Source organism: Paenibacillus sp. FSL R7-0216 (assembly GCF_037969915.1).
GTDB classification, from domain to species: domain Bacteria; phylum Bacillota; class Bacilli; order Paenibacillales; family Paenibacillaceae; genus Fontibacillus; species Fontibacillus rhizolycopersici.
The window spans coordinates 520229-545479 of the sequence record NZ_CP150222.1 but is presented as its reverse complement, the minus strand read 5'-3'; the positions used below and the strand labels follow the sequence as shown (position 1 = coordinate 545479).

At 53.3% G+C, this 25251-nt stretch carries 18 protein-coding genes; 5 read left to right on the top strand and 13 right to left on the bottom strand.

The annotated features are described in order from the left end of the window. Positions 1-36 precede the first annotated feature (36 nt). Positions 37-1236: an ROK family transcriptional regulator gene (locus MKZ15_RS02295; protein ID WP_339819523.1), complete on the top strand. Its 1200-nt coding sequence runs from the start codon at positions 37-39 to the stop codon at positions 1234-1236. A gap of 64 nt (positions 1237-1300) precedes the next feature. Here the strand turns inward: MKZ15_RS02295 and MKZ15_RS02290 are convergent, their stop codons facing one another. After that, a complete protein-coding gene (locus MKZ15_RS02290; protein WP_339819522.1) occupies positions 1301-4345 on the bottom strand; it encodes an EAL domain-containing protein in 3045 nt (1014 codons plus the stop codon). A gap of 175 nt (positions 4346-4520) precedes the next feature. Further along, complete coding sequence (locus tag MKZ15_RS02285; RefSeq protein WP_155606778.1) at positions 4521-5327, bottom strand: formate/nitrite transporter family protein; 807 nt, start codon at positions 5325-5327, stop codon at positions 4521-4523. 241 nt (positions 5328-5568) lie between these two features. Here MKZ15_RS02285 and MKZ15_RS02280 point away from each other — a divergent pair, with 241 nt between their 5' ends. Continuing rightward, positions 5569-5727, top strand: coding sequence for a hypothetical protein (locus MKZ15_RS02280; RefSeq protein ID WP_155606779.1), 159 nt, complete (start codon positions 5569-5571; stop codon positions 5725-5727). 99 nt (positions 5728-5826) lie between these two features. Here the strand turns inward: MKZ15_RS02280 and MKZ15_RS02275 are convergent, their stop codons facing one another. Next, on the bottom strand, positions 5827-6978 hold the full coding sequence (locus MKZ15_RS02275; RefSeq protein WP_155606780.1) for an HD domain-containing phosphohydrolase: 1152 nt from the start codon (positions 6976-6978) through the stop codon (positions 5827-5829). A 336-nt stretch (positions 6979-7314) separates the two neighbouring features. On the opposite strand from MKZ15_RS02275, the gene MKZ15_RS02270 reads away from it, so the two are divergent. Beyond that, positions 7315-8301 carry a LuxR family transcriptional regulator gene (locus tag MKZ15_RS02270; protein WP_339819520.1) on the top strand — a complete coding sequence of 329 codons (987 nt, stop codon included), beginning with the start codon at positions 7315-7317 and terminating at the stop codon, positions 8299-8301. Between the two features lie 73 nt (positions 8302-8374). Here MKZ15_RS02270 and MKZ15_RS02265 read toward each other — a convergent pair whose 3' ends face one another. Continuing rightward, entirely contained in the window at positions 8375-9856 is a 1482-nt protein-coding gene (locus MKZ15_RS02265; protein ID WP_339819519.1) for a glutamate synthase subunit beta, read from the bottom strand. Between the two features lie 369 nt (positions 9857-10225). On the opposite strand from MKZ15_RS02265, the gene MKZ15_RS02260 reads away from it, so the two are divergent. After that, complete coding sequence (locus MKZ15_RS02260) at positions 10226-11953, top strand: EAL domain-containing protein (RefSeq protein WP_339819517.1); 1728 nt, start codon at positions 10226-10228, stop codon at positions 11951-11953. Positions 11954-11975: 22 nt separating this feature from the next. Here the strand turns inward: MKZ15_RS02260 and MKZ15_RS02255 are convergent, their stop codons facing one another. The 8 genes from MKZ15_RS02255 to MKZ15_RS02220 all read right to left on the bottom strand — a co-directional run bounded on the left by MKZ15_RS02255 (position 11976) and on the right by MKZ15_RS02220 (position 22502). Continuing rightward, positions 11976-13271 (bottom strand): MFS transporter, encoded by a 1296-nt coding sequence (locus MKZ15_RS02255; protein WP_339819516.1) that lies wholly within the window; start codon positions 13269-13271, stop codon positions 11976-11978. A 36-nt stretch (positions 13272-13307) separates the two neighbouring features. Then, a complete protein-coding gene (locus tag MKZ15_RS02250; RefSeq protein ID WP_339819515.1) occupies positions 13308-14210 on the bottom strand; it encodes a polysaccharide deacetylase family protein in 903 nt (300 codons plus the stop codon). 95 nt (positions 14211-14305) lie between these two features. After that, positions 14306-14779 (bottom strand): RDD family protein, encoded by a 474-nt coding sequence (locus MKZ15_RS02245; protein WP_193416789.1) that lies wholly within the window; start codon positions 14777-14779, stop codon positions 14306-14308. 154 nt (positions 14780-14933) lie between these two features. After that, a complete protein-coding gene (locus tag MKZ15_RS02240) occupies positions 14934-15704 on the bottom strand; it encodes a GNAT family N-acetyltransferase (protein ID WP_339819513.1) in 771 nt (256 codons plus the stop codon). Beyond that, on the bottom strand, positions 15701-16699 hold the full coding sequence (locus MKZ15_RS02235; RefSeq protein ID WP_339819511.1) for a glycosyltransferase: 999 nt from the start codon (positions 16697-16699) through the stop codon (positions 15701-15703). The genes MKZ15_RS02240 and MKZ15_RS02235 overlap by 4 nt, the downstream gene beginning before the upstream one ends. A gap of 277 nt (positions 16700-16976) precedes the next feature. Continuing rightward, complete coding sequence (locus MKZ15_RS02230; RefSeq protein WP_339819509.1) at positions 16977-17948, bottom strand: phosphotransferase; 972 nt, start codon at positions 17946-17948, stop codon at positions 16977-16979. 159 nt (positions 17949-18107) lie between these two features. Then, entirely contained in the window at positions 18108-21617 is a 3510-nt protein-coding gene (locus MKZ15_RS02225; protein ID WP_339819508.1) for a copper amine oxidase N-terminal domain-containing protein, read from the bottom strand. Between the two features lie 225 nt (positions 21618-21842). Beyond that, entirely contained in the window at positions 21843-22502 is a 660-nt protein-coding gene (locus tag MKZ15_RS02220) for an MOSC domain-containing protein (protein ID WP_339819507.1), read from the bottom strand. 195 nt (positions 22503-22697) lie between these two features. Between MKZ15_RS02220 and MKZ15_RS02215 the strand changes: the two genes are divergently transcribed. Beyond that, the gene (locus tag MKZ15_RS02215) at positions 22698-23117 is read left to right on the top strand and encodes a hypothetical protein (RefSeq protein WP_155606789.1); all 420 of its coding nucleotides are present in this window, start codon (positions 22698-22700) and stop codon (positions 23115-23117) included. Positions 23118-23184: 67 nt separating this feature from the next. On the opposite strand, the gene MKZ15_RS02210 is transcribed toward MKZ15_RS02215, so the two are convergent. After that, positions 23185-25110 (bottom strand): LTA synthase family protein, encoded by a 1926-nt coding sequence (locus MKZ15_RS02210; RefSeq protein ID WP_339819504.1) that lies wholly within the window; start codon positions 25108-25110, stop codon positions 23185-23187. Positions 25111-25251 lie beyond the last annotated feature (141 nt).

The following is a 25251-nucleotide window of genomic DNA, read 5'->3' as shown; positions in this document are numbered from 1 at the left end:
CGTGCCTAGAGGCATGGGTATAACGAGGGAGTTTATATGAAAATCACAGGCGACCAGCAGCTCATCAAAAAAATGAATAAAACCATCGTCCTGGATACGATCCGTCAACGTCAGCCATTGTCTCGCGCGGATATTTCCGCCGCGATTGGGTTGAACAAGGCGACCGTATCGTCCCTCGTCTCTGAATTGATCGACAGCCAGCTTGTCACCGAGATCGGCCCCGGCGAATCTAGCGGCGGACGCAAGCCTACTCTGCTTCTCTTTAACCGCAGCGCCGGTTATGCGGTCGGCATCGATATCCGCGTAAATGATTTGCTGGCCGTGCTCGTCGACCTGGAAGGCCACGTTCTGCTGGAAAAAACGGTTGCGCTCGCCGATTTCACCCCGGACCATGTGGTCGAACAGATTCGCAAAACGATCCGCCAGTTTAGCAAAAAACTCCCCGAATCCCCGTACGGTATCGTTGGGATCGGGATCGGGGTGCCTGGGCTCGTCGACGACAAGAGCCGCGTTGTATCGGCGCCCAACCTGGACTGGAACCAGGTGGACCTGTACGATCCATTGGCCTCCGAATTTGGGACCAATCTGCATATTGATAACGAGGCCAACGCCGGAGCCATTGGCGAGAAGCTTTACGGCGCCGGCCGCGAGGCCCAAAATCTGATTTACTTGAGTATAGGCATTGGTATCGGCTCCGGTATCATCGTTGGCGGCGAGTTGTACCGCGGCACGTCGAATTTCTCCGGCGAGGTTGGCCACATGACCGTCGCCGAGAACGGTCCCCTCTGCCGCTGCGGTAACCGCGGCTGTTGGGAGACGCTAGCCTCGGAGAAGGCGCTGCTCGACCGGGCAGCCAAGCTGTGGAACGATTCGCACCCCGATCTGGAGGAAATTATCCGGCTCGCTCGCGACGGCGAGCCTCGGGCCGTTCAGCTCCTGAATGAAATCGGCGCCCAGCTTGGCGTGGGATTGGCCAATTTGGTTAACATCCTGAATCCGGAGCTGATCGTGATCGGCAACCGCCTATCGCTTGCCGGAGACCTATTGCAAGACGCCATGTTGCACACCATCGAGAACCGCAGCTTATCCTATCACCGGAAGAAAAGCGGAGTCGCCTTCGCCAATCTAGGTATCCGTTCTACAGCGCTGGGCGCGGCATCCATGCCGATTACCATGTTCCTCAGCGAGCCGGATCCCGTTCCAGCGCAGGAGGGCAACACGCCGGCCGGAATTTAAGCGATAGATAATAACCCGCAGGATTCGTGAGTTTACTTCACGATCCTGCGGGTTATTTGTTGCGTTAGATCATTTGTGGCCGATAGCTTCGCAGCAACTCGCGGATACCGGCCTCCGGAAGCGGCTTACTGATATAATACCCTTGAATAATATCGCATTTGGCTCGCCGAACATGCTGCATCTGTTGCTCCGTCTCCACGCCTTCAGCGACGACCTGAAGTCCCATTTTTCGTCCGATGAGCACGATCGCTTTGGCGAGGGAGCGGCTGTCGTCCTGCTCCGGCAAATGCTCGATGAACGTTCTGTCCACCTTCAGCGTCGTAATCGGCATCTGCTTCAATGATCCCAGTGACGAATAACCCGTGCCGAAATCGTCTAAAGCGATTTGAATACCGAAGGCTTTCAGTTCGTTCAGCTTAGGCACAAGCGAATCGACCGTTTCCATAATCATGGACTCGGTAATTTCCAACTCCAGACACACGGGTGCCAGCCCCGTCTGCTGCAGGATGCGCAGAACTCTGCTGACGAAGTCTTCTTCGAGAAGCTGAACGACCGAGATATTAACGGCGATTTTGTACATCCCGAATCCATCGTCCTCCAGACGTTTGGCGAAGGCGCAGGACTCTTTCAGCACCCATTCACCGATCGGTACGATCAGGCGGCTGTCCTCGGCGATCTTAATGAAAGATAAGGGCGACACGTAACCGAGTTCCGGGCTGTTCCAGCGAATCAGCGCCTCGAAGCCGCAAATATGGCCATCGCGCACCCCGAGTTGAGGCTGATAGTGGATGGTAAACTCGCCCCGGGTCAGGGCTTGCCGAAGGTTTTTTTCCAAATGTACCCGTTCATTAAACGCTTGCAAAAATACGGGATCGAAGACGACGTATTTGCCTTTCCCCGCCTCTTTAGCTGCGTACATCGCCACGTCGGCGTTCTTGAGGATTTCTTCCGGCGTGCGGCCGTCTTGCGGATAGAACGAAATCCCGATGCTGACCGACACGAACAGATCGCTGTCGTCGATCCGGAACGGCTCACGGAAGCCCTGGAGTAGCTTGTCCGCCAGCGCTGTCGCCTGTTCCCTCTCCACATCTTTCAGCAAAATCACGAATTCGTCCCCGCCCAACCGAAATAACATACCCGTATCCTCGATCAGGGAGGTCAAGCGGGAGCTTGCTTGCATCAGCAGACGGTCGCCAAATTTATGACCTAACGTATCATTGATATACTTAAAATTGTCGGTATCCACGAAAAAGAGGGCCGCTTTGGCGTTCGTCCTGGAAACCAGGGCATCCATTTCTTCGAGCAAATACAGCCGATTCGGTAAATCGCTAAGCGTGTCGTAATAAGCGAGATGCCGCATCCGCTGTTGGTACATTCGCAATTGGTGCACCTCGATATTCGAGCCCACCATCCGGTAGGCGCGCCCCTGTTCATTAAACAGCGCTTTTCCCCGACCCAGGAACCACCGGTATTCCCCGTCTTTACAGAGCAGGCGGTATTCGCACTCGAAAACTTCCTTTTCCCTTGCCTGCAGTGCCGTGATCTCCTGCTGAATTTTCGGGGTATCGTCGGGGTGGATCACCTGTTCCAGCATCTCGGTGCTAATCGGGTCCTCTTGACTATACCCAAGCAGCTCAAACCACCTTGGCGAGTAGTACCGGCGATTTCGTTCCAGATCCAACTCCCAAATGCCGCCGTTCGAGGCTTCAGCGACCAGCCGATAGCGTTCCTCACTTCGTCTCAGCCTCTCCTGGTTTTCCAGCAGCTTATCGTAGTTCTCCTTTAACTCCTCTTGGGTGGCGGTTAGCTCCAGATTGGCGGACTCCAGTTCCTGATAGCTTTGATGCAGTTTATTCTCGAATTGCTTCCGCTCCTCGATGTCCACGCCGGTCATGATGAAGACGTCCGGATCGCCCTGTAGTCCGGGAATGACCGCCGTTCGGAACAAAAACGCCTTCGCTTTCCCTTGGTTCGCGCAAAACAGGTTGAGCTCGCGGTTATCAACAAAGCGATGGGATAACGCCTCGTCCAACAGCGGAATCAACTCCCGGCAAGCATGCTGCAGCAGGAGATGCTCCATGTAGGACCGTCCAACTGCTTCTCCCTCCCGGATGCCTGTAATCCATTCGGCATATCGATTGAAACGCACCGTTGTCCGGTCGCTTTGCACCGCCCAAATAAATAGATTGGTATGATCCAGCACTTCCTTGGAAAATCCCCGTTCTCCATGAATCGTGCGCCGCAAACGGATGATGTAGACCCGGATTAGCCAATAACTAGCTGCCACTCCACCGACTAACAAGCCGACGACAAGGATAAGTCGATTTCGCATCGCGTTCGAGAAAGACTCCGAATGGGTGAAAAAATACTTCAGATAGAGCTCCTCATAGACCCCCGAGCGCTTCAGTTCATCCATTCGGCCGTTGATGTAATCGACCAGTTCCGGCGTCTTTTTGCTGACTCCATAAGCCACATCCCGAGGATACAGATCCTCCAATACCTTATGAACCTCACCGGTCATTTCCCGCTTCACGATCAAATAATCGACGACGTTCTCATTCTCAAACAATAGGTCGATTTCTCCCCGGTTTAAAGCCATAAGGGCCGCTTCAACGGTAGGGTATGTACGGTAAGACGTTACGCCGGCTTCCGACTGCAGAATCTCCTCGGAATATTGACCCGCGCCGACCCCCACGGTATATTGATTCAATTGATCCGTACCCAGCCTGCCCTGAAAGCTCTCTCCGGCATAGACGCCTATGTAGGTCTGCATGATCGGTTTAGAAAAAAGAATATCCTGCTTCCGATTCTCCTGAACTGCCATCAAACCTGCCGTATCCGCCGAACCGCCAACCAGCGCCTGATAAGCTTCCTTCCAATCGGAGGCGGAATAGAACAGCGTGTAGTCCCGCTCCTTAAAAATCAGATGAGTCAATTCCAGATCGAAGCCCATTTCGAACCCATTCTGGCTGAATTTATAGGGCGGATAGTCCAGCTCCGTCTGGTAACGAACCACCTTTCGTTCCGCCTCGACCGTCGCAGCGCCTAACCCCGCCATGATCGAAAATACGAGCATACCTGCTATTAACAACATTCGGACCCGCTTCATAAGCGATACACCCTTTACGGTAGGATAAGAGTGGGGTTCCCCCATCGAATCGCGAAAATATGCATATTTTGTTTCATCTTATCATAGTTAGGCTGGAACCCATAGGCTAAAATACCCGGATCGACAAGAAAAATAGGCCCCTCCGAAAGCGGAGGCGCCTACCTTGAAAATATGTTTATTTATGCGGGGTTTTGGAAGCTTCCTCCGCATCCAAATACGGTTTATTGGCGAAATAGTACATGAAGCCCATCAGCAGCACTCCGCCAACCAAATTGCCGAGCGTTACCGGAATCAGATTATGCACGACACCGCCAAACGAGATTGTGTCCGGGTGATCCAGTACCAAAGCGATGGCAAAGGTGCACATATTGGCGATGCTGTGCTCGTAGCCGGAAATAAAGAAGCAGAAGACGAACAGCATCATGGCAAACATTTTGGCCCCGTCTCCTTGCAGTGCCATCGGGATAAAGAACGCCAGACATACCAGCCAGTTACATAGAATCGCCCGGAAGAACAACTCCATGATCGGGGTAGCCATTTTATGTTCGACCACACTTAACAAGAAAGTGTTGACCGAGGCATCGGCAAATAAGCCGGTCAGATAGATTAATAAGGCGAAGGCCCCTGCTCCCAAGATGTTACCGATATAGCTGAACACCCATAACTTCGTGATGTCGCGCCATTTCAGCCGCTTCCTTAAAGCGGCGTATGTATAATAAAATGTATTCCCGGTAAACAAATCCCCGCCACCGTATGCGATCAGAATAATAGCAGCGCCAAAGGTGATGGCGGCCATCGGATAGGTCAGCGGCGAATGCTCTAGGTAAAAGTAGTTCCCGCTCTTGAAAGCAACGATCACCCCAAAACCGATAAACATGCTCGCCAGCATGGCTCTAGCAATATAGCGGAGATGGCTTTGCATAAAAATTTTATACTTCTTGAGCGCCAGCTCCTCGACTTTCAACAGTGATTCTGTCTCCATAACGCCTCCCATTGTTCTCTGTTCTGTTATTCGTGTTCATTTAGCTTATCCGTTGTTAGCCATTGCCATCCGGCAATGTGCCAATTCATTCAAATTTTAGATTAAACGGTCTCGCCGCTATTTACAAGGGGCACGAAATTGTGCATAATAAAAAAAAGACTCATTTGATAATGATTATCATTATTATCTTTGAGATCACTCCGGTTTATCACCGAAAACGGCCAAGAGGAGACGAACGCCCATGAGATTGCTATCCGCCCGCAGAAAGACAAGGCTGAACATCGATGACTACTTGGATCTGCTCAATCTTGCCGCCCAATTAGGCGACCTACAGTGGCAAAAGGAAATTATCCGCAAGCTGGAAATGATGCAGTCCGAGTTCACCGACGTCAGTCAATAGAATAGATAGGGTTCACATAAAAATAAGCGCGTGCTTAGGGAAAGCTTCCCAAGCTCGCGCTTTTTGCATGAACACGAATTCCATGAAGCCCAGATGGGGTTAGACCCTTACAGACATCTGCAAGTCTTCTCCGCTAGACTCCATCATTTCAGTAATCACCAAATCCGTTTTACGCATGAGGTCCACTTCATAAGGCGATCTTACGTTTGAACCGTCTGCTTCGCGGATGATCTTAACCACCGGACGATGCACCAGGCTGGAATCCAGAGAGGATACGATGCCGAGCTGGCCGTTGCTGAGCTTCACTACGGAGGAAAGAGGATAAATGCTGATATTTCGCAGATAAGTTTGAATGAGTTCCAGGCTGAAATAACGATCTCCAGCAGCCAGCAAATATTCAATCGCTTCTCCCGGAGTATAGGCCAGACGGTAGTTCCGCCGTGAGATCAAGGCATGGTAGGTATCGGCAATGGCGACGATTTGCGCGTATTCATCAATTTCGTGATGTTTCAGCCGGGAAGGATATCCCGCCCCGTTATACCGCTCATGATGCTGCAATGCGCATAGGGCCGAACGTCTCGATACGCCTTCCATATCGCAAATGATTTGGAAGCCCGCCTCCGGATGCCGACGCAGCGCCTCACGGTCGGCTCCGGTCAAGCTGCCGTTTCGCCGGATCGTGTGGGCTGGCAATTCGGTCATTCCGATATCGAATAATAACGCGCCGACGCAGAGATCGATCATTTCCGCCCCGGAGTATTGACCCGCGATGCCAAGAATAGCCGAATACGCTGTCACATGAAAGGAATGCTCCAGCAAGTAGGGATCGCTTTGTTGCAGGCGGATCAAGCCATCCAACACTTGCTCATGGCTTGTGATTTCGTATAAAATGTTCCGGAACATGCGGCGAAATTGTTCGTCCAACTGCGGGGTGGACGGTCGCCCAAAACCCAAGTCGGAATCGGCCAAACGAACCAGCATTTGCCGGATTTGCTTGCGCGCCTCGCGTTTCTCTTTGAGATCCTGAAACTTCATGATGGGGCTTGTCCCCTGGATGTCTTCATCGCGGAAGGAACCGACCGGTTCTTTCTTGCCAATCATGGCCGTTTGAATCCCCAACTTCTTAAGGCGTACGATATGGCCTTCGGTTAACGCGGTTCCCGCTCCTAGCATGGTCATCCCGTGTTGATTTAGTATAGGCTCGGCTAAAACGTCGCCTGGTTCGAGCATTCTGACATGAACCTGTCTCATGACATCATCACCTCATCCTTATTGCAGATCAGCTAGTTATGACGAACGCCTTCGCCCTATGTCATGATCTATTAACTGCGCCTTTCGGCCTAATCATCGTTTTCTTCCTATCTTCCTATAATAATTCAAGAATTGTAGTCCAGACCACAGAAATTTCCTATTCGACAAAATAAAATTTATCATGACGGCAGCAATTGAGACATTACCCCAAAGTATACTTTGTAAAAGGGTCTTTCGACATTACTATACAAAAAGTCACTATTCTATCTTACATTTCAACGATATTCTAAATTATAATAGCGAAAATTTGAAGTAGGTGAGGGGGGATGAAGAACTATGAATTCGACACTTCATGAGTACGAGGACTTGGAACGACTCCCTCGATTGCTAGGACGAGAGTGGGAGTCGGAGATCTTTTCCGTATATCTAAAGCACTACTCCAATATGGAACGAATCCTTAATATCTACGGCTCGGCTGGCGTAGGAAAAAGCGCGTTGGCTGAGGAGTTTCAAAAACAAGCCACCAGGCTAGGAGCTACCGTTATCGCCATCGACGCCGCGAAAATCAGAACCGTACCGGAAGATTTCAGCAGGCAAGTCCTGTTCCAGCTTGATTTATTGGACTCCCTCTCCTCCCTTTCCGATCCTGACTTTATCATCAGAGCCTCCATCGATGCCATCCAGAAACGATCCAAACTTGGTCCTGCGTTCTTATTTATCGATACGTATGAGCTTCTAGAACCGATGGATGATTGGTTTCGCGATTTTTATATCCCGCAAATCAAAGACCGCTGCCTTTGCGTCATTTCCGGCCGAAACCCACTGTCCAGTCAATGGACGGAAAGTCCCTTCTGGAAACGATCCATCTATCGGATGCCGCTCACGAATCTGGATTTTAACAGCGTTGTCGCCTATCTGCGGACCTGCGGCATCGTTGAGCCAGAGCAGATCTACCGCATCTGGAAGCAAACCGACGGTTTGCCCCTGATGCTGGCCTCATGGCTTAGCGGGCATAACAACGGGGAAGTGGTCTTCCCCAGTTTACGAAATGACGGCGATCACAGACATCCTGAAGCGATAACATTCGGTTTAACGCCGGAGAAGATGCCGATGACGAAACCAGAGGCCGCGATTTACGCCCGTACGGATTTGACCCATCGTGAGAAGGAGGTTGCCGCTCTGGCCGCCGAAGGGTTGACCAATCGCGACATCGCCTCACGCCTCTTCCTTAGTGAAGTCACGATCAAGAAGCATATGCGGTCCATATTTCAAAAGGTAGGCGCTAGCAACCGGACACAGCTGCTCAAGCTGTTGATGGATTAAACCGCCAATGGGGGTCCTATTTCGAAAAAAAACCGTCCGATTCGGACGGCGTAAAGTGTAAGACGATATAAAGTTACGGCAGCATGGTGCTGCCCATCAAATATCGGTCGACCTCGCGGGCGGCGAGCCGCCCCTCATACATCGCCCAAACAACAAGACTTTGACCTCTCCGCATATCTCCGGCGGCAAATACGCCCTTTACATTCGTTCGAAAATCGCCAAGTTCCGCTTTCACGTTCGTGCGTTCATCCTGATCCAGGCCGAGTTGCTCGGGTAGGACCGCCTCCGGACCTGCAAATCCTAATGCTAACAACACCAGATCGGCAGGAAGAGCCTGCTCGCTTCCCGGAGTTTCCACCGGTATCCGGCGCCCGTCTACCTGGTTCCACTCCACGCGGACCGTATGGACTCCGGTTACTTGGCCCTGTTCATTCCCCTGCAGCGATTTCGTCGAGGTTTCATACCTGCGGGGATCCTGTCCGAACATCTCGGCCGCCTCCGCCTGCCCGTAATCCGTCTTTTGCACCTTCGGCCACTCTGGCCACGGATTATCCTGCCCCCGGGACAGCGAAAGCTTCGGCATGATTTCCAGCTGAGTCACACTCTTACAGCCTTGACGGATGGCCGTAGCGACGCAGTCGGTTCCCGTGTCTCCGCCGCCGATAACCACGACATGCTTATCTTTAGCCGATAGGAAGTTGCCATCCTGAAGCCCCGAATCCAATAGACTTTGGGTATTCCGGGACAAAAACTCCATGGCTTGATGAACGCCGTTCAATTCCCGGCCTTCGATCTTCATCTCCCGGGCTTGCGTCGCCCCGCAGCACAGCACCACGGCGTCAAACTCCGCCCGCAGCCGGTCGGCCGGAAGCTCCTCGCCGATCTCGACCCCGGTGACGAAGCGAATCCCTTCGGCGGCAAGCAAATTAACGCGGCGCTGAACGATTTGCTTATCAAGCTTCATGTTCGGGATGCCGTACATCAACAGCCCGCCGATGCGATCCGCCCTTTCGTACACGGTCACGGCATGCCCAGCTTTGTTCAATTGATCCGCACAGGCCAGCCCCGCAGGACCGGATCCCACGACCGCCACCTTCTTACCGGTGGATGCGGCAGGGACCCGAGGCCGTATCCAGCCTTCCTCGAATCCGTGGTCGATAATGGCCCTTTCAATGCTTTTGATCGTCACGGGCTGACCGCTTTTGCCAACGGTACACGCTCCTTCGCACGGCGCCGGGCAGACCCGGCTGGTAAACTCGGGGAAATTGCTCGTCTTTTGTAGTCGTTTTAGCGCTTCCTTCCAACTGCCGCGGTACACAAGATCATTCCATTCCGGAATCAAGTTGTGCGCCGGGCAGCCGGAAGCCATTCCCGACAGCAGCTGTCCTGCATGACAGAACGGAGTCCCGCAGTCCATGCATCGCGCGCCCTGCATTCTCAGCTTCTCCTCCTCCAGCGGTACGACGAATTCCTGCCAAGAGCCGATACGCTCTTGTGGCCGAATCTCGCCCGGTACCTCTCGACGGTATTCCAAAAAACCGGTAGCCTTTCCCATCTCCAACCTCCTGATCTAAATGACGCTCGTTTTTGCATGAACCGGAACTACCATCGCCCTCTCGCGTTATCGCTATAAAGCAATGAAATGTACAGCTGCAACTTTACGCATTGCATTTAAATAAGCCCATGTTATCACCGTGACCTGACCGTTCAGAATGAAGAAGATCACCATCGTGAAAAAAATTACTTATCTAGGCATATGGGCATGCGACGATTGTCGTGTCTTTTCGAAAAACCGATTGCCAGCGGCACTATGCCGCATGTATGATGGGGTTATAAGCTTTGGCTTTGATCGGACGCTCCCGTATGACGGACATCGTCGGTTAACTACATCTCAAGCGGTTCATTTCGAGGAGGCTTTTATTTCGTGGAAGACGACCAGGCTAGCTCCCCATTCCGACCAGAATCCATGCTCACTGCCTCGGCCCTGCTTCGCGCCATTGATCGGATGGGCGTCGGCTTGGCCATCACAGATCCTAATCTCGAGGACAACCCTCTCGTTTACGTAAATCAAGGGTTCGAACATCTTACCGGGTATAATCGTGAGGAAGTCTTGCGGCGGAATCTCCGTTTTCTTCAGGGAGAAGAGACCAACAAAGAACATCTCGACGTTATACGGAAAGCGGTAAAGGAGATCGAATCGGCTACAGTAAGAATTAAGAACTACAAGAAGGACGGCAGTACTTACTGGAACCAGTTCGTCATCAGCCCCATACTGGATTCAGAGGGCCACCCTCTCTATTTCATCGGACTTCAGTTCGATGTGACCCAAGAAGTGGAGCAACAGCAGGCATCAACAGAACGACTTCGCCAGCTGTCCCATTTCGATCCGGTCACCCGCCTGTTGAATTCCAATCGTTTTAAGGAACTCATGCACGCCGAGCTTCGTTCTGCCCAAGCCGAGAATACAATGGCGGCGGTCATGTGCATCAATCTGAATCGGTTCCGGCATATCAACGAGAGCTATGGCGAATGCGACGGCAATGAGCTGCTTCGGCAGGTCGCCGAAAGATTGGGCCGTGCCTTTCCAGAAGGAACGCCGATGTGCCGCAACTTTGCGGATGAATTTTTTGTGCTGGTATCAAACGTGTCCGATCCCTTGTATATACATACACTTGCACTTGATTTGAATGACGCGCTAAAGGAGCCTTATACCCTTTCCGGTGAAACATTCCATGTCGGTTTGGGGATGGGGATCAGTCTCTACCCCGATGACGGGTCCGACGTAAATCAATTGCTGCAGCATGCCGAAATGGCGATGAAGGAAGCGAAGAAGGAAGCGCTGGAAGGCCCGCACTACTTTGATTATTACTTGATGGACCGTCTAATGGCCCAGTTGACTTTAGAGAAGAAGATGATTCGAGCTTTGGCGTCAGGGCAGTTCGAGCTGCATTTCCAGCCCAAAATCGATGCGGTCACCGAGAAGCTGACCGGCTTTGAGGCGCTGATCCGTTGGAACGACCCCGTGCAGGGATACATTCCGCCGGTCACTTTTATCCCGATCGCCGAAGACAATGGGTTTATAGTTGAATTGGGCAAATGGGTTCTGCTTGAAGCCTGCAGGGTGAACAAACGATGGCAGGAGGCCGGGCTTCCAAAGCTGCCGATGTCCGTCAACGTCTCGGCGGTACAATTCAGACATCCGCACTTTTTGCGTACGGTTGAACAGGTGCTAGCCGAAACGGAGCTCGCTCCACAATTTCTGGAGCTCGAAGTGACCGAATCGCTGCTGAACGAGCACGTGCTGATCAGGGATACCTTAACCGCCTTGCAGAAACGCGGCATTTCGCTGTCCGTGGACGATTTCGGGACCGGTTACTCTTCCATCCATTACTTGAAGTCGCTGCCCGTTCAGGTGCTAAAAATAGACCGCACCTTTGTGCAGGAAACGCCATGCTCGGAACGCGACAATTCCCTGCTTCGTTCCATCATCCAGCTTGGGAAATCGCTGGGCATGACCGTGCTGGCCGAAGGCGTCGAGACGAAAGCCCAGTTCGAATTCCTGCAGCAAAACGGCTGCGATCAGATTCAAGGTTACTACTACAGTCGACCGCTGAACGCTGAAGCGATAGAGGGATTGTTGAAGTCTAGTTAATGGCCGCCACGGTATCAAGTGACTACGACCTTGACTGCCGCTTGCCCAAAGGGTACAAGTAAAAAAACAGCAACGCCAGCAGCAGCGCCGCAGCCGGTATCCCGCTGAGCATCCATCGGATGCCGATCGCGGCCGATGCCGGCTGTTCTTTTAAGCCGGCTTCATACCCGCTTGCCTCCAGGATGAGCCCCATGCAGGCAGCCTGCAGCGAAACGCCCCACCTCACGATAAATCCGTTCATGCCGAAGTACATACCTTCCCGGCGTGCGCCGGTACGCCGTTCATCCTCGTCGATCACCTCGGACAACATGACATCAAGCAGCACCAGCAGCCCGGCTAATCCAATCCCCACGGCAACTGCGGTGGCAATCGCGCCGCCCTCCTTCGTAACCCAGCCAAACGGCAGCAGGGCGGACGCATAGCAAGCAACAGCGATCAGAATACCCTGCCGCGCTCCGTATTTGGCTGTTAATCGTCCCCACAGGAATACGCACGGAATGGCAGATAGAAAAATCGCCCCTAACAGCAGGGTGTTAAAGCTTTCCTCACGGCCCAACACGTATTTGGTGTAAAACGGTATGCCGGCCGGCAGCAGGGCAAACGTGAACTGCACCAGAAAACTACCGATCACATACAGGACAAACGCACGGTTCCCCAACGTATGCCGAACCGCCGTGGTCAAGCGGAACGTTGTGCGGGATGCATCGGGATTTTCCCGGCTGCCCCAAAGGGACAAGGCCAGGAAAACGGCCGACAACGCTGCGAATATGCCCCCCATTGCACCCCAGCCGATTTGCGAATAGAGGAGCGGCGGAATCGCCACACCCACGATCATGCCGACGATGCCCAACATCTGCCGCCAGGAGGATACGTAAGCCCGGTCCTTGATGCTTTGGAACATCTCCGGGAACAATGCGGAGTAGTTCAGCACCACTAACACGAACAACGCATCATACAGCATTACGGTTCCTATAAAATAGGGAAAAGCCGCACCTTCATCCGCCGGAGGCGTCCATAACAGCGCAAAGGCTGCGGCCAGTGGAACCAGGCCGAACCCGATATAAGGGAGCCGTCTGCCGAACCGTGTGCGGGTCCGATCGGACAAATGGCCAAACAGCGGATTAAGCAAGGCATTAAGCACGCCGTGGAACACCATCGCCAAGCTGATTAAGGCCGGGCGGACGCCCAGCACGTCGACATAATAGTAAACGAGATAGGTGGCAAAGGCCTGCGACATCAAATTTACCGCCAGATTCCCCGAACTATAGGCCACCTTATGAATCTCCGACCGCTTGCCCCGCTTCACATGACGTATCATCCGCCCCACCTCCTTATTTTTGAAATCCGTCCTGTTCTAGGGCCGCTGTTGCAACTGCTGCAGATCCTTCCAGCGGATCAATTCGATGTCCTCTTCCGCCAGAACCGCCTTGATCTCCGGATCGCGGAAAAGCTGAAAATCCCAGTGTCTTTTTTCCCACTCGGAATGGATGGCCTTCAGCTCCTCCGTTGCCAGCGCAGGATGTATGATGATTTCGGATACACCGGGGCGCAGCGCTTTAAGAACGGCGATCATCTCCCGCTTGTAGCTTTCGTACGTTTCACCCGGCTGCTTGCCGAACGGCAGACCGATCAGATCGTCGAGAAGGATGACGCCCATCCGGTCGGCCAGCTCGGTGACCTGGCGGGCTAAGGCAGCAGCCTCCGGCGGCAGTTTGCCTACCTGTGGCAACGAGCGTGGCAAACGGAACGGCAGACCGTAATCGGCGCAAATTTCGAACGTTACGTCGAGGAAATGTTGACCCGTTGCCAACCCGTATAAACTGCCCATGTGGTTGTCGAGATGCGTAGGCGCGAGGCCTAACGCCAGCGCGGTCTCCACCTGATTGATCATCTCCAAGCGCACCTGAGGGCGACTCGCCTGCAATTCGAAGCGGGCCACGTCTTTGGGAAAATAACCTTCCTCCGTAACCAGCGTTCGCACGTCTCCATCGCGGGTGACCGGTCCCCATTTATAACCGTTCCATTCACTGGTGAACGTCAAATGCACCCCTACGTCGTATTCTGGATTGGCGACGCTCCAGGCCGCAGCTTCCTTAGCCCAGGCGCAAGGGACCATGACCGTAGCCGAGGAAACCGCACCTTCCTGCAGCAGTTGGATAATCGCCGTGTTCTCCGCATGGCACATCCCAAAATCGTCCGCATTGACGATTAACAATTTGGTGTCCTGCCCATACCCCAATCGCTCTGCCAGTGTCATCTGTCTTCCCCCTCCGTTTTCGCAAATAGCTTTTTCCGTTCCCGGAATAAAACGCTTACATAACACATGAGGCCGATCATCGGCCGCCCTTTGGTTTACGGATACAACTCCGAGTCCCGATTCAGCACGAACGTATTACAAATCCAATCGTGCAGGCCACGCTTCTCCGCGCTGAAAGCAATCATGAGGAAACCAATGAACAAGAGCAATGCCGATAAGAACTGCGAAAAATATCGACCAATGGATCGCAAAATGGAGATTCGTTCTCCCTCCCCATCCACGATCTTCGCTCCTACCGCCAGTTTCCCGATCGTTCCTTGCCAAGAGGTGGCCGGCAGGATCACGAAGTACAGCAGATCAAGCAGCCTTTGCATGAAGTCGGAGAAAGGGAGGATCCAATCGATCACTGTCAATATCAGCCCATCAATGAAAAAAGCGAGCAGCCTTCTCCAGAAACCGACATACACCGGATTGGGATCTCGGTAAATCATTTCCCTCCGCGCCTCACCTTCCGGCGATGACGGCTCAAAATGGTCAGGGCCGTATTGGTACAGCAGTGTTTGTGCCATGCATTCCAATCCTTTCTTTGGCCGATACGTCTACTCCATGTTTATGTAAGAAACCCAGCCTCTAGTTCCCTGGATAGTAAATTTCGCGATATCCCCAAATTATTCCTCCCGACGCAAAAAAAGGCGACCCTTGTTAGGTCGCCCTCGCTTCCTGCTATTTGCGAATTCGGTAATGATAACCCGAAATCGTCTCAAAGCCTAGCTTGCCGTAAAGCTCCAACGCCGGCGCATTACCCGCCAACACTTGCAAGTACATGCCTTCCGCGCCGTGCTCGGCCGCCCATGACGCCAACGCCTGCAGTAGACGGCCAGCAACGCCTTTGCGGCGATGACGCGAGTCGACGACAACGTTGCTGATTCCCGCCCAGCCTTCCTCGATCACCACGGTGGCCACTCCCATCGGCTTTCCCGCCTCATAAATGGCGGCAAACGACTTGGGCTTCGGCATGGCCTTGAAGATCGCCAAATACCCGGCCCGCCGTTCCTCCGGAAATCCTTCCATCCGCAGGAAATCATTCATCCAAGGCTCCTCCGGCTGTGCGGTCAAAGTAACTTTTGCTTCGCCAATCTCGTAAGTTGTCGAGCGCTGAAGCACCTCCTTGATGGAGGCTGCCAGCAACAGACAATTCATCGAAACTTCGTAACCGGCCGCAGCAAGGAGCCCCTCCAGTTCTTTGGGCGAGGAGTCGCTGACATGAAAACATGGTGGAAGTCCACGCTCCCGGTAAAACCGCTCAACTCCCTCCAACCACTCGCCCTCCGGAAACGGCCCCGCCGCCAGCACGCTGTTCGCCCGCGTCGTAACACCACCGTTGGCCCTCAGCCTCCAGGTGCCAAGTGACTCGAGTTCGCTCGGTGGCCACCCGCTCGCTGCCAACTGCTCTATCGCGCTGGCAAGCTCAGGCCCCACAGATAAACGTTTCATTTTAACCACTCCCCAAAGAATCGCTCGTATCCTTGCTTCATCACTGTAGCCGAAAACTTCGAAAACGCGTATTCCCGGTTGTCGGCGGAATATTTCTGCGGCGAGGCCGCCGCCATATTCACCAGCTCGAACCAGTTCTTCTCATTGCCCGCAAAGGCATGGCGGGAGCTAATATGCCCGTAGCAAGGATGCTCCGGCTTGACGACGATTTTGCCCATTGCCAGCGCTTCGGTCAGCGGCATGGCAAAGGTATCGAATTTAGAGCAACTCCAGTACACCTTGGCCGAGTTCATCAACGCAAACACCTCGTCCTGGCTTAACGCGAACTGCAAGGTGACATTAAGCGGGACGTCGTATTTTTTCACACTTTCCTTGTAACGCTCCCCGCCGAACACCATCACGACATCTTTGTCCGGATTTTGCCGCGCGTACTCCAGCACCAGATCCGGCCGCCGGTTCTCTTCATCGCGTCCGATCCACAATACCCGGTTATCGACGACGGCTGCCGGGTCAAAATGACGCTCCGCCAGCGATTCGTTAAATCCGATGGGGATCACATCCACATCACTTACTCCGAACACGTCGTTCAACTGTCGTCGCAAAAACTCCGTTTGCACGATCGCCTTGTCCACGATTCCGTAGAAAGGCTTCATCATTTCGTATCCGGTTAACGCAGGGTCAGGGAAACTATGCGGGAACAGTACGCTGTTCGGGAGGAACATTTTCAGAAAAGTAAAACCGGAGACCGTATAAATCACATGCTCGATTTGGTGCGCATGGATTTGGTCCAATACGACATCGTAATTGACCAGATCGCCTTTCTCGTGCTCGTAGCCGGGAAGCCAATCATGCCCGCTGACATGGCGTTCCGGGGAGATAAATACAACGTCCACGCCAAGTTCACGGCCGATATCGCGCAACCGCTCCGCAAACACACGTGGGCCTTGGGCTTCCGCGAACTGGATTTTTCGCATCACTAAACCGACTTTCTTCATAGGATCCCGCCTCTAGTTTATATTGTCTTGTAGTGGATGGATTGCCACGTCACGTCTTGCTTCGTCAACCGCTAACGGACCTGAGGGACGTTATTGGCTACGAATCCGGGACTACGAGGTTTTAACGGACTTGAGAGACCTTATTGTAGGCAAATCCGGCAAAAACACCTCTTTGTAGCCCAAATAGCGGCTTACAAGTCCGTTACTCCGGGAAATATTCGGGAAATGAGTCGATAACGTCACTACGGTCCGTTAGCAGATCGTAAGTGTTCTTATATTACCCATGGTTTTCCAGCAGTTCCAAACATCCAGTCAAGCCTTTCGCCGTCTCTTCCCGCTGCCGCAGCAGTCCTTCCTTCGTCCAAACGCCGCCTCCCCGCCGCAAGTCGTTTTCGACCAACAGCAGCATCCATAGAGAAAAGATCGCAGCGAACCAGGCATACTCCCGGACCAATACCTCCCTCGCCCATGGCGTGCCTTGCTTGTCCGCTTCGTCCATATAAGTCTCAAGCAGCTTCACCCGATCCTCGACTGGCATCGCTTTTGGAAACCGCGGGTGCGACATGTCGATGAGGTGGTACAGATCCCAGTAGGGGAGATTCCGATGCGTGTGCTCCCAATCGAGCAGAACCACGCCCCCTTCCTTCGTCACGGCATAGTTGCCCAGATGCAGGTCGCCATGCGACAACACCTGCCGCCTGACGTTGAAGCCGTACCCGTCCCGAACCGCCGGGACGATCTCCCAGTCGAGCCATTGTATCGGTAGTCCCTGCCCGCCAAGGACGGCCAGTGCCTCGTCCCGCCGTCGCAGCACATCAGCGGCGATGACCTCAATGCCCGGCTTGGGGCCTTGGGCCGTTAAGCCCGGCCATTGTTCCGCCGGTGCGGCGTGTAGGCGGGCCAGCTGTCTAGCCGCCGCTTGAGCATACTCTAGCCGGTAGGAATGTCTCAGCGGCCCCAAATCCTCGAAGATCGTCCAGCCCCGGGTTCCTTTCCCATCCAGGGAGACCGCCAACAGCTTGGGTGCCGTAATCTCGGGGAGTTTCGCCAGAATGTTCCGGTTCACCCACGCCTCCCGATCCACCGATTCGCCGTTCGTGAGCGGCTTGAAGATATAGCTGTGCTCCGGATCGGTATAGAACCGCTCCACCCATCGCCCGTTCATCCCTTGATACATCGGTTCCCTGCGCCATATCCGGTTATCGTCCAGCGTTCCATCTGCTTTGACTGCTTCACCCAAGTTCCGCATTCGCTATCCTTCTCGCTCCCTAGTTTGACCTTAATGGTACATAAATTTTGAAAAGATTGTCAATCTACTGTCTTGGAACGGGGGTTGTGGGCAAAAAAAAGAGCGGCGCCTTTAGGCGAACCGCTCTTTTTAATCAATATAGAGTTGATTTGATTCTGGTTACGGATTAGTTGGCGTCGGAGATGTAATTGGATCCGTGCCCGTTGGCGCTGCAGCTGGAGCAACAGTTACCAGGACTGGGTTGGAGAGCGCATATCCCTTGGCATTAATCATATCCGGTTCTGACAGGATATAGACCCTATAGCTCTGAGCAGTAATCGGAGAATCATAAACGTCTACGCTAACCGTGCCCGTAAGCGGACCATTAGCAGCCACCTGTATGCCCTTATCTTTGAGACCGACAGCCGCATCTACGTTAAGGGTTTGGCCCTCGGTAACTACAAGAATTCGATACGAACTAATACGACTATCACCGGGTGAATCAAATTCAACCGTTATGGAGGAAGCATTAGCTACAGCACTCACCCGAGTTACAGGTGCGACAGCAATATTATCCACTTTGAGAATAGGCTGAACGGCATTGGAGGCCGCAGACAAATTATTGGCTCCGCTCCGTGCAACCGTCAATACAAAGAATTGATAAGATGTATCTTTGTTGATCGGGTTACCGTTGACATCGTTTGGTTTATCCAAGGTTTTCGTAATGTTACTTGCATTCGGAACTCCTACCGATGTGTATCGGTCTGGTTGGGTTACAGCGTTGGCATCGGAAATTTTATAGTTGCCGGCGTTTCCTACCGGAACCGCCAGAATCCGATACTCAGCCACGTTATTCTCATTGGCCAACTTATTAAAGCTAACCACGATATTGCTATATGTGCCATTATAATTCGAGTTCAACTGAGCATACAAACCGGAAACGGCACCTACGGAACTGTTGTCATTCAACGTAACCTCATTCGAAACCCCCGACAACGCATTCGATCCACCGCCGCTAACGGCAAGCGATAGGACGTAAACCCGATAAGCCACACCGTTGCGGAGAAGCTCCCCGTCGGTATCTCGTGCCCCTGCCCCAAGGTCAGCGGTCAAGGTTACCCCATTTTTATTGACGGGTGTATAGTAATTAGACGAATTGGCTACGTTCAGATTAAAGCTTCCGTACTTCGATGCCTTCACCACGAACACACGATATTGATTGATATAGGTTTCGTTCGAGGCCCGGGTAAACGTCACCCGCAGATCCCGGCCATCGCCGAAATCATTTGCGTCATTGGCCGCTACATTTGAAGCCGTCCCAACAGCCGCTCCCGATAGCGTAATGACGTTGGAAGCAGGAGAAAGCGTGTTGCTGCCTGTATAGCCATTGCTGCCAACCGACAAGACAAAGACTTGGTAGCTGACGCCGTTTTTGATCGCTGCTCCATCAACATCTTTGGCCCCCGCAGCCAGGATACCGGTTAACGTATAGTTGCCCTTGCTGATATACGTGTATCTGTCACTGGATACGGCATTCGCCTTCGACAGATTAAAGCTGCCGGCGTTTGCCGATTTCACTACCATGATCCGGTAGTGGCTGATATTCGATTCATCGGCGGCACGGTTAAACGATACCCACAAGTCGCGGCCGTCACCGTAATCGCTGACGTCAGCGGTATTCAGATTCGAGATGGAACCAACCGCATTGTACGACAGCGTAATCGGCGAGGAGTAATAAGACAACGCGTTACTCAGGTTATATCCGCTGCTGGCTACCGAGAGAACAAACACCCGATAGCTCACCCCGTTACGAATCGTCGCTCCGTCGACGTCCCTTGCCCCCGAGTTAAGGACCGTGGAAAGGGTGTAGCCGTTTTTGCTTACGGTGGTATAGTTCGAGCTGCTGACATTATTAGCTTTAGACAACGTAAAGTTGCCTGCATCCGAGGTTTTGACGACCATAATCCGATAGTTGCTGATGTACGTCTCGTTTGAAGCCCGGGTAAACGTCACCCGAAGGTCGCGACCATCGTTATAATCACTCACGTCTTCAACGGTGACGTTCGATACCGTATCCACCGTGTTGCCGTTCGTCAGCGTTATGGCGCTCGAAGCGGCGGATAATGTATTCGTTCCTGCATAATTTCCGGTGCCCACGGCCATGGCGAACACCCGGTAGCTGACGCCGTTGCGAATTGTCGCTCCATCCACATCCCGCGCACTAGAGGACAAGGCATACGATGTGATGTTCGAGCCCGTCTTATTGACCTGGGTGTAGTTCGCGCTGGATACTCCGTTCGCCTTTGCCAGGCTGAAGTTGGCATAATCGCTGGCCTTGACGACGAAAATCCGGTAAGAGCCAATCCGCGTTTCGTCCGAAATTCGATTGAAGCTGACGCGCAGGTCACGGCCATCGCCGTAGTCGTTCCAGTCTTCGACCTTCGTAATGACCGGCGAAATGACCGAGCCTATCGCAAGCGAGATCGCGGAAGAGGCAGACGACAATTTGTTAGCGAAGCCTGAATTATTACTTACCGATTGCACAAAAATGGTGTAGGACACACCGTTCTTAATCAGATCGCCGGATGTATCCCGAGCGGAAGAAGCCAACTGACCGGTCAGCGTCGAACCGCTGCCCGATTTGGACACGACCGTAGAATACGAGCTTGGCACGTTGTTCGCCGTACTCAGGGTAAAGCTTCCGGCGTCCTTCGTCTTGACGACGAACACCCGGTAGTTAGCGATGCTGCTCTCGTTCTGAGCCCGCGTAAAGGTGACGCTCAAGTCACGGCCATCGCTGTAATCGCTCACGTCACTGACCTTCACGTTCGTTGGAGCGGCCACGGCCGCGCCGTTGGACAACGTAATGGCCGGAGATGGATTCGACAACGCATTAGCGCTATTGCCCTTCCCAATGGCCAATACATAGGCAACGTAAGATTGATTTTCACGGATTGCAGCCCCATCGACGTCTCGTGCACCGGAAGACAGGTTCACGACCGGATCCGTTCCCGACGGCGACAACGACGTGTAATTGGCCGACGAGATCCTTTGCGCTGCCGTCAGATTAAAGACGGAAGCATTCGAGGACTTCACGATCATCACGCGGTACTGTTCAACGCGCGATTCGTTCGAGGATTTCGAGAAGCTGATTTCCAAATCCCGGCCGTCCCCGTTATTCCCCACATCGCGGGCTGATACGTAAGCGACCGGACTAGGATCCGAGCTTCCACCATCCGATCCGCCTGTGCCCGAGCCGGAGTTGATCGTGACGATTTTGGTGGAGTTGTTCCACCCGACTTGCTGGCCTAGCGCCTCGCTGACGAAGCGAACGGGCACCATCGTTCTGCCTTTGATGCTTTGCGCCGGCACGTCGAGCAGCACCGCGTCGTTGTTGATCGTAGCCGAACGCGACTTTAGCTTCAGCACGATGGTCGTGCCGTCCTTCTGGGCCGTGACGGTTTGCAGCGTCTGGTTATAGTTGACCGTAGCATCCAGCGCTTCAAAGATGGCCCGCAGTGGCAGCATGACCCGCCCGCTGATGACAACCGGCGCCTGATCAGTGGTCAACCGGCTGCCATCGATGTAGATGCTGATCGGCGTAGCCGCCTGCGCCGTCGTTTGTTGAAACATTGGTATGATTAGAAATGCGGCTAAGAGCGAAGCCCATAGTTTTTTCAAAAATCTCATCCTCCCCATGCTCATGAACAGAGCTACAGAAAAATAACTCTTCCCATTTGACGTATCATCTCAGGTAAAAGTTTCTATGTTTTCCTGTCGTATAAAAAAATTACCCCTGGACGCCTAGCCTTGAACCAAGAAGCCCGGAAGTCCCGGGACTGAAGCCCCCTAAACTGATTCGAAAGGCGCAAAAAAACCGCTCCCCCTCATGGGAAAGCGGTTGAGCATGAGGACCTATTCCCCCGCGAGCCTATCTAACCGGGCGCTCAACGTTTCACGCCAGCTGTCCGACAGTTCCTCCACGGCCAAAACGCGCCGAATTCCCTCGGCATCCTCCTTGTCCAGGTGCATCACGCGATTCGCGAAGGCCAGCGTGACGCCTGCCGAGTGACTTTCGATCAGCTCCAACCGATCCCCGGGGCGAACCTCCCCCTCACGAAGAACCCGGAAGTAATACCCGGTATAGCCCGTTTGCTGGATTTCCAGCGGCAGCTCGGGCAAGCCATGCTTAACGCCCACCTTGAAGCAGGGCTGTCTGGGTTGGCTAACCTGAACGACGGCTTCGCCCAATCGAAACCGGTCGCCGATGTGGATCTCCTCTTCGAGCATCCCTTCGGTCGTGATATTTTCCCCAAATGCCCCTAACTCCAATGCGATCCCAAACCGCTCCTCCCAGTAGGCATACCGCTCGAAGGGGTACACGCAAACGGCCTTATCCGGCCCTCCGTGAAATCGGAGATCTGCCTGCGCGTCCCCGGCAAAATTCACCGTCGATAGATGCAGCGCGTCCTTCACCGGCATTTTGAAAATCCCCGAACGGACCGTCTTGCCTTGATGCTCAACCTCAATCGGCTTCCCTACATTCAGCGAACGGATCGCTACTTGCTCTACCATCTTCGATTGCACTCCTCTGCTCCGAAATCACCTTTATATTGAATTCCATTATACGGGAGGACCTCTGACAACACCACCCTACATTCCAAGAGACGACCCGCCAACTGAAACTTACAGGGCAGCTCATCCGTATTACTACTAGGAATCATTGCTTCGCGCATGTCCATCCCTTATTCAAAGAGAGGAATTCAATCCATGAAATTCAAACTAAAAAAAGTGGTCATCCTCGGTACGATGGCCCTCGTCATTACCATAAATCCCAGTATGTCCGGGTATTTGACCAGCCTGGCCTATGCGGCTCATCCATCTAAGCAATCCAGCACTAGCAATCATGCGGAGCGTCCGGAGGACGAGCTTAACGGACTTCTCGGCGCTGCCTCCGACAAGGAGGTCTACGACGCCTTGCTAGAAGGCGAGTCGTTGGCGGACATCGCCGAATCCCGTGGTCAAGACGCGGACCGGGTGATCCGGCTGCAGGTCGCACAGCTGCAGGAGCAGTTGCAGAAACGCTTGAACGAAGGAAGCTTAACCCAAGAAGCTTATGAACTTCAGTTGCAGGAGCTCCCGGAACTCGTGGCACAGAGCGCGCGAACCAGGTATACCATCCTCGGTTAACCTGACGAAATCAAAGTGAAGGCCCTACAAGATAACCGCTTGCGGTATCCGGTAGGGCCTTCTTTGGTTATTTTCCCCGCTTGGGGAGCAGCTTGACGTATTCGTCGGAGAGCTTCATCAACTGCGTAATGTAATCGTAATCGCTGCGATACGACGCGATATCGGCAACCGGCTGCAGCGAGTCCAGGGAGATCGCGGTACCGTCGTCAAAGCCGGCTCCCGGCACGAACATGACCTCATCATTAAAGAAGGAGCCTGTCGGCAGATAATACCTCATTCCAACCACGTTGCGGTCCATATTCAGCAGGTCATGCCCAAACGCGGTAAACCCTTCCTTTTCCAGCGAAATGCCAAGGAGATTGGCTACCGTCGGCAAAATATCAACCTGTCCGCCAGCACGCTCCACCACCTGGCCGTGCTGCTGTCCTGGGATGTGGATGATCAGCGGGATGTTGAATCGGCTGATCCGCTCGTCGTAAGCGATCCCCAGCTTCTCGCTGATTTCCTTCGCGGGAACGTCTTTCTCCTGGAGGCCGAAGTGATCTCCGTAAAGTACCAGCATCGTGTTCTCCCACAGACCCGTTTCTTTCAACCGTTCGATCAGCTTCCCAATTGCGTAATCAGTATAGTTGGCTGCCTCGATGTAATTCCCGAGCATCGTGTCTTCCATGTCCGCCGGAAGATCGAAATGGCGGCGGTCCTTCGGCACCACAAACGGATTATGACTCGAAGTGGTGACAAACTGGGCGTAAAACGGCTTGTTCTGCGCTGTCAGCTCCGTCAGCTTTTCCATGCCAACCCGGTACATTTCCTCGTCAGAGGCTCCAAAATCGTTAAAATGATCGTTCGTATAATACGGCTTGTCATAATACTTATCGAAGTTCAACGCCGGGTACATTTTATGGCGGTCCCAAAAAGTCACTTTATTGATGTGGAACGTGTTTGCCGTGTACCCGCGACTTTGCAGCAAGCGCGAAAGGCTTGGGATCTGCCGATCGCCGTAACCGGTCGACATCGCTTCTGCGGCCGTCGGATAAATCGACGTATTGGACATAAACTCGGCATCCGACGTATTGCCGGGTCCGATTTGCTGAAACACGTGCGGGAAGTAGAAGCCTTCCTTCGCTAAACCGTTCAACACAGGCGTGATCTCTTGACCGTTCAGCTTGAGATTGATCGGGAAGTTCTGGAATGATTCCATTTGCACGATCATCAGATTCATCCCTTGGGCGGCGCCGAAGTATGCCGGATCCCCCGTTGCCGCTACCTCTTGGTAAGGATAGCTGCTCTGGAGCTGACGGACCTTGGCTGCCGTCTCTTGCAAATTGCCTTCCGCGATCATCCGCTCCTCCTCTTGGTCGCGGATTGCCGCATCGACCTGGAAGTTAAAGAACCCGACGCTTTCGGCCCGCACCAGTTCGTTATCGATGCTCTTCCCCGAACGGATGTACAGCCCGGAAAGCATCAGACTGACGATCAGGACGAACGCAACTCCCACCTTCCACATCAACGAGGCGCGCGGCCGGTCCGTGCGGAAGCTGAGGCTTCCCGACAGATGGAATCCTCGCGAAGCCCGGCGACGCCGCCCTGACTGGAGGATACGCACCGCAATCAACACCGGCAGGTCGATGAAATACAGAAATTGTTCAGGCCGCAATAACGAGGCTACGCTCGCTTTGACCTCAGGCACCTGGTTTAACCCGCTTAGCACCGCATAGGTAGGTACCGTACCAAAATAGGCATTATACACCGTTGCGGCAAACAGGATGAAGGATAGGGCAAAGTTAAATCCTAGATATACCCCCCATTTGCCCTTGATCGGCGTTAATAGCTCAACCAGACACAGCAGCGCCAGCACCGACAGCCACTCGCCGGGTAATCCCTGAGCTCCAATACTTCCATAGAAAAAATAACGCAGCAATAACAGCTTCGCACCGATCAGCGCGAACGTTGCAATAAAATGAATTCGGTTTGAGTTACGTATGATTCCCATCTCTTTTCTCCGGATTGTTCCCGTGTTTACATAAATTACGAGTTGAAAAAGTCGGGGTTTTCAGGACCGAGAAGGTTGAATGAAGCTAGGGACTGAGTAGCGGAGCGTAGACAGATCTACGTGAGCAACGCAAGGCCCGGC